Source organism: Massilia sp. P2_C2 (assembly GCF_056404615.1).
The window spans coordinates 1-5,041 of sequence record NZ_JBFUDR010000382.1 but is presented as its reverse complement, the minus strand read 5'-3'; the positions used below and the strand labels follow the sequence as shown (position 1 = coordinate 5,041).

Here is a 5,041-nt window from a genome sequence, read left to right as displayed (position 1 = left end):
CAGTGGGAACACATGATCCTCGTCACCGAGACGGGCTACGAGGTGCTGACGACGTCCGCCGGCACGCCGCCGCCGCCGGCGATCGTGCGGCCGAAGGATGCCGTCGCGGCCTGACCCATCATCCACGCGGCCGCGCCGTGTCGGGCGCAGGCCGTTTTCCCGCCACCGCCGAACCGTGTAACACCATCATGACGACCGCAACCACGACCGCAACCGTCTCAGCCCCGCAGCAACTTCCCCTGCAACTCAAGCAGCGCCTGAAGGCCGAGCGCCAGCTCGTCATCGCCGAGTTCCGCGAGAACGGCAAACCGGAAAAACTGTTGCGCGGCCTGCGCCACAGCGTCGACGGCGTGCTGACCGATGCCTGGCACGCGTCCGGCATGCCGCAGAACGCCGCCCTCGTGGGGGTCGGCGGATTCGGCCGCGGCGAGCTGTTCCCGAACTCCGACGTCGACCTGCTGATCCTGCTCGGCACCGCGCCCGATGCCATCGGCCAGGCGAAGCTGGAAAACTTCGTCCAGCTGCTGTGGGACCTGGGCCTGGAGATCGGCCACAGCATCCGCACCGTGGACGAGTGCATGACGGAATCGGCGGCCGACATCACCGTGCAGACGAGCCTGCTGGAAGCCCGCCTCGTGACGGGCAGCCAGATCCTGTTCGACGAACTGCAGCGCCGCTACGACGAGGCGATGGACGCGCAGGCCTTCTTCCAGGCCAAGACGGCCGAGATGCGCCTGCGCCACGCCAAGTACGAATACACGCCGTTCTCGCTGGAACCGAACGTCAAGGAAAGCCCAGGCGCCCTGCGCGACCTGCAGGTGATCCTGTGGGTGGCGAAGGCGGCGGGCCTGGCGAACTCCTGGAGCCAGCTCGCCATCCGCGGCCTCATCACGCGCGAGGAAGCCCGCCAGCTGATGGAAAAGGAGCGCGCCTTCAAGGACATCCGCATCCGCCTCCACCTGCAGACGAACCGGCGCGAGGACCGCCTCGTGTTCGACGTCCAGACCGCGATCGCGGAAACGTTCGGCCTCACGTCGACGGGCGCCGGCCTGGAAGCGCGCCGCGCCAGCGAATACCTGATGCAGCGTTATTACTGGGCCGCGAAGACCGTGACCCAGCTGAACACGATCCTGCTGCAGAACATCGAGGCCCACCTGTTTCACACGCCGTCGCAGGCGGTGCCGATCAACCCGCGCTTCAACGAAGTGGGCGGCTTCATCGACATCGCCGCGGACGACACGTTCGAAGCGTCGCCGTGCGCCGTGCTGGAAATCTTCGTGCTGATGACGGAACGTGGCGACATCAAGGGCATGACCGCACGCACGATGCGCGCCCTGTGGCATGCCCGCACCCTCATCGACGACGCTTTCCGCGCCAACCCGCAGCACCGCGCCCTGTTCCTGCGCGTGCTCCAGGCCCCCTCCGGCCTCGTGCATGCGCTGCGCCGCATGAACGACATGGGCATCCTCGGCCGCTACCTGCCGAACTTCCGCCGCATCATCGGCCAGATGCAGCACGACCTGTTCCACGTGTACACGGTCGACCAGCACATCATGATGGTCGTGCGGAACATGCGCCGCTTCACGATGACGGAGCACGCGCACRAATACCCGTTCTGCAGCCAGCTGATCGCCAACTTCCGCGACCGCTGGCTGCTGTACGTGGCTGCGCTGTTCCACGACATCGCCAAGGGCCGCGGCGGCGACCACTCGGAGCTGGGCAAGGTCGATGCACTGGAATTCTGCCGTGACCACGGCCTCTCCGCCGAGGACTCGGAACTGGTCGTCTTCCTCGTCGAGCACCATCTGACGATGTCCGTGGTCGCCCAGAAGCAGGACCTGTCGGATCCGGACGTGATCCGCGCTTTCGCCAATCTCGTGCGCGACGAACGGCACCTGACGGCGCTGTACCTGCTGACGGTGGCCGACATCCGCGGCACGAGCCCGAAGGTGTGGAATGCGTGGAAGGCCAAGCTGCTGGAAGACCTGTACAAGATGACTCTGCGCGTGCTGGGCGGCGAGCCGCCGTCGGCCGACCGCGAGCTGCGCGCGCGCCAGCAGGAAGCATTGGCCACGCTGCGCCTGTTCGGCCTCGCGGCGGACGCGCACGAAGCCCTGTGGAAGCAGCTCGACATGGCCTATTTCCTGCGCCACGACGCCTCCGACATCGCCTGGCAGACGCGCTGCCTGTACGACAAGCTGGGCCGCGACAAGCCCGTCGTGAAATCGCGCCTGGCCCCGATCGGCGAAGGCCTGCAGGTGACGATCTTCGTGAAGGACCAGCCCGACCTGTTCGCACGCATCTGCAGCTATTTCGACCGCAAGAATTTTTCCATCCTCGACGCCAAGATCCACACGACGAAGGACGGCTATGCGCTCGACACGTTCCTCATCACGGACGAACATTTCGCCAACAGCTACCGCGACATCATCAACCTGATCGAGCACGAGCTGTGCGAGGTGCTCGTGCACCAGGAGCCCCTGTCGCCGCCGCTGCGGGGCCGGCTGTCGCGCATGTCGCGCAGCTTCCCCATCACGCCGACCGTCGACATGCGGCCGGACGAGCGCGGCCAGTTCTGGGTCCTGGCGATCGCAGCGAACGACCGCAACGGCCTGCTGTATTCGATCGCGAACGTGCTGGCGCGCTACCGCATCAACCTGCACACCGCGAAGATCATGACCCTCGGCGAGCGCGTCGAGGACGTGTTCCTCATCGACGGCCAGGCGCTCAGCAACCAACGCGTGCAGGTCCAGCTCGAGACCGAACTGCTGGACGCGGTGAAGATCTGACCGCGCCGGCCATCCACGCCGCCCCTGCCCCGGCGGGGGCGTTTTTTATTGTTCCGTTTGCAATTCGTTTTTATCTGAAGAATCATGACCGACCCGATCCGCCTCTCCAAACGCATGTCCGAACTCGGCCTGTGCTCCCGCCGCGAAGCCGATGAATGGATCGCGAAAGGCTGGGTGCGCGTCGATGGCCAGGTGGTCTCCGAACTGGGCAGCAAGGTGCTGCCGCACCAGAAGATCACGGTCGAACGCCAGGCGGCCGCCCAGCAGGCGCGCCGCGTGACGGTGCTGCTGAACAAGCCGGTGGGCTATGTCAGCGGCCAGGCCGAAGATGGCTACAAGCCGGCCGTCGTGCTCGTGAAGCCGGAAAACCGCTGGGCGGACGACCCATCGCCCGAGCAATTCCACCCGACGCAGCTGAAATCCCTCGTGCCAGCCGGGCGCCTGGACATCGATTCCGTCGGCCTGCTCGTGCTGACGCAGGACGGCCGTATCGCGAAACAGCTGATCGGCGAGGATACCTCGATCGAAAAGGAATACCTCGTGCGCGTGCAATACACGAAGCCGGGACGCCTGCCGGATGCCGACCTGAAAAAGCTGAACCACGGCCTGTGGATGGACGGCAAGCCGCTGCTGCCGGCCAAGGTGCGCTGGCAGAACGACGACCAGCTCAGCTTCACGCTGAAGGAAGGGCGCAAGCGCCAGATCCGCCGCATGTGCGACATGGTCGGCCTTAAAGTCATCGGCCTCAAGCGCGTGCGCATCGGGCGCGTCAAGCTCGGCGAGTTGCCGCCGGGCCAGTGGCGCTACCTCGGTGCCGACGAGCGGTTCTAATGCGCATGCCGCATATGAGCCGTAGGGTGGGCACCCCGTGCCCACGCGGACGTTCGCGTGATGCCGGCGTTACGCGTGGGCACGGGGGTGCCCACCCTACGTGAAACGCATCGGCATCAGTGCGCATGCCGCATATGAATCCACGGATCCAACACCCGTAATTGCGCGAGCACCGCGCGCGGCCCCTCGACGGTGCCGCCGCTGTCCTGGTCCCACTCGAGCCTCAGTTTCGATCGCCCCCTGCGCAAGTCCACCCGCGCATAATCGACCCATGCGTCCGCGGCATCGTACTCGAACGTCTTCATCCAGCCGCTGCGCAATAGCATCTCCAGAGTCTGGCGAAGCGCGAACGGTGGGAGGTCCGAAATCGTTTCCGGCGCCAGCCGGGGGTCACCCAGTACCCCGAGGTACCTGACCAATTGTGAAATCCACGCCATCGCTGCCTCCCAACATTCGTTGACGTTGATTCCAGTCTACTCAGGGAGTACAGGCGTTAATGTTCGCCAACGCACATTCGGGAACCAAATGAGCGTTACACATGTCACAATTTTGTAACTTACTATCTCATCGGCGCAACAAAGGCCATCCGGTTTCCTTTCACGTGAGAATCCGATGCAGGTCCTCGATACTGACGGGCTTGGTCAGATGATAGGAAAAGCCGCGGTTGCGGGTCTGGCGCCGGTCGGCGTCCTGCCCCCAGCCCGTCAGCGCGGCGATGCGCAGGCCGGAGAAGCGCTCGTCCTGGCGCAGGCGGCGCGCGACCTCGTAGCCATCCATGCCGGGCATGCCAATGTCCAACAAGACACTGGTCGGCAGGAACGCATCCGCCATCGCCAGCGCGCTGCGGCCGTCATACACGACGCGCACGTCGGCCCCGTCCGCTTCCAGCAGCAGGCCTAGCGTGTCCGCCGCGTCGCGATTGTCGTCCACGACGAGAATGCGCTGGCCGTGGAATGGCGCGGCGGGGCGCGCCTGGCCCAGTTGCGGGACGTCGGCGTCGGCCTCGACGGCGGGCGCGAGCGGCAGCCGCACGACGAATTCGCTGCCATGGCCCGATCCGGCACTGTGCGCTTCCACGGTGCCGCGATGCATCTCGACGAGGCTGCGCACCATCGTCAGGCCGATGCCCAGTCCGCCCTGCCCCCGCCCGATGGCGCGGTGGGCCTGCGCGAACATGTCGAACACGCGCGGCAGCTCATCGGCCGGAATGCCGATACCCGTATCGCGCACGGAGGCGACGATGTAGCCGTCGTCGCGGCGCACGTCGAACCAGATGCGACCGCCCGTATCGGTGTATTTGGCGGCATTGTTGAGCAGGTTGGAGAAGACCTGCGTCAGCCGCACGCGGTCGGCCTCGAGGACGAGCGGCTCGTCCGGCAGGGCCACGGCGAGCTGGTGGCCCTGCCGCTCGATCATCGGCT

The 5,041-nt window shown here is 65.9% G+C and carries 4 protein-coding genes and 1 pseudogene; 3 read left to right on the top strand and 2 right to left on the bottom strand.

Going from position 1 to position 5,041, the window contains the following annotated elements:
- The 3 genes and pseudogenes from AC1DYX_RS27595 to AC1DYX_RS27585 all read left to right on the top strand — a co-directional run.
- A pseudogene (locus AC1DYX_RS27595) lies at positions 1 to 114 on the top strand (type I methionyl aminopeptidase); the annotation flags it as partial.
- Positions 115 to 188: 74 nt separating this feature from the next.
- Complete coding sequence (locus tag AC1DYX_RS27590) at positions 189 to 2,789, top strand: [protein-PII] uridylyltransferase (protein WP_477264853.1); 2,601 nt, start codon at positions 189 to 191, stop codon at positions 2,787 to 2,789.
- An 84-nt stretch (positions 2,790 to 2,873) separates the two neighbouring features.
- Positions 2,874 to 3,620 (top strand): pseudouridine synthase, encoded by a 747-nt coding sequence (locus AC1DYX_RS27585; RefSeq protein WP_477264851.1) that lies wholly within the window; start codon positions 2,874 to 2,876, stop codon positions 3,618 to 3,620.
- Between the two features lie 116 nt (positions 3,621 to 3,736).
- On the opposite strand, the gene AC1DYX_RS27580 is transcribed toward AC1DYX_RS27585, so the two are convergent.
- A complete protein-coding gene (locus AC1DYX_RS27580; protein WP_477264849.1) occupies positions 3,737 to 4,057 on the bottom strand; it encodes a hypothetical protein in 321 nt (106 codons plus the stop codon).
- A gap of 160 nt (positions 4,058 to 4,217) precedes the next feature.
- Positions 4,218 to 5,041, bottom strand: an 824-nt coding sequence (locus tag AC1DYX_RS27575) for a hybrid sensor histidine kinase/response regulator (protein ID WP_477264847.1), incomplete at its 5' end; no start/stop codon positions are given.

Excerpts from the sequence above, each read along its gene's own strand:
- AC1DYX_RS27585 (WP_477264851.1), top strand. The coding sequence starts at position 2,874 with ATGACCGACCCGATCCGCCTCTCCAAACGCATGTCCGAACTCGGCCTG.
- AC1DYX_RS27580 (WP_477264849.1), bottom strand. The coding sequence starts at position 4,057 with ATGGCGTGGATTTCACAATTGGTCAGGTACCTCGGGGTACTGGGTGAC.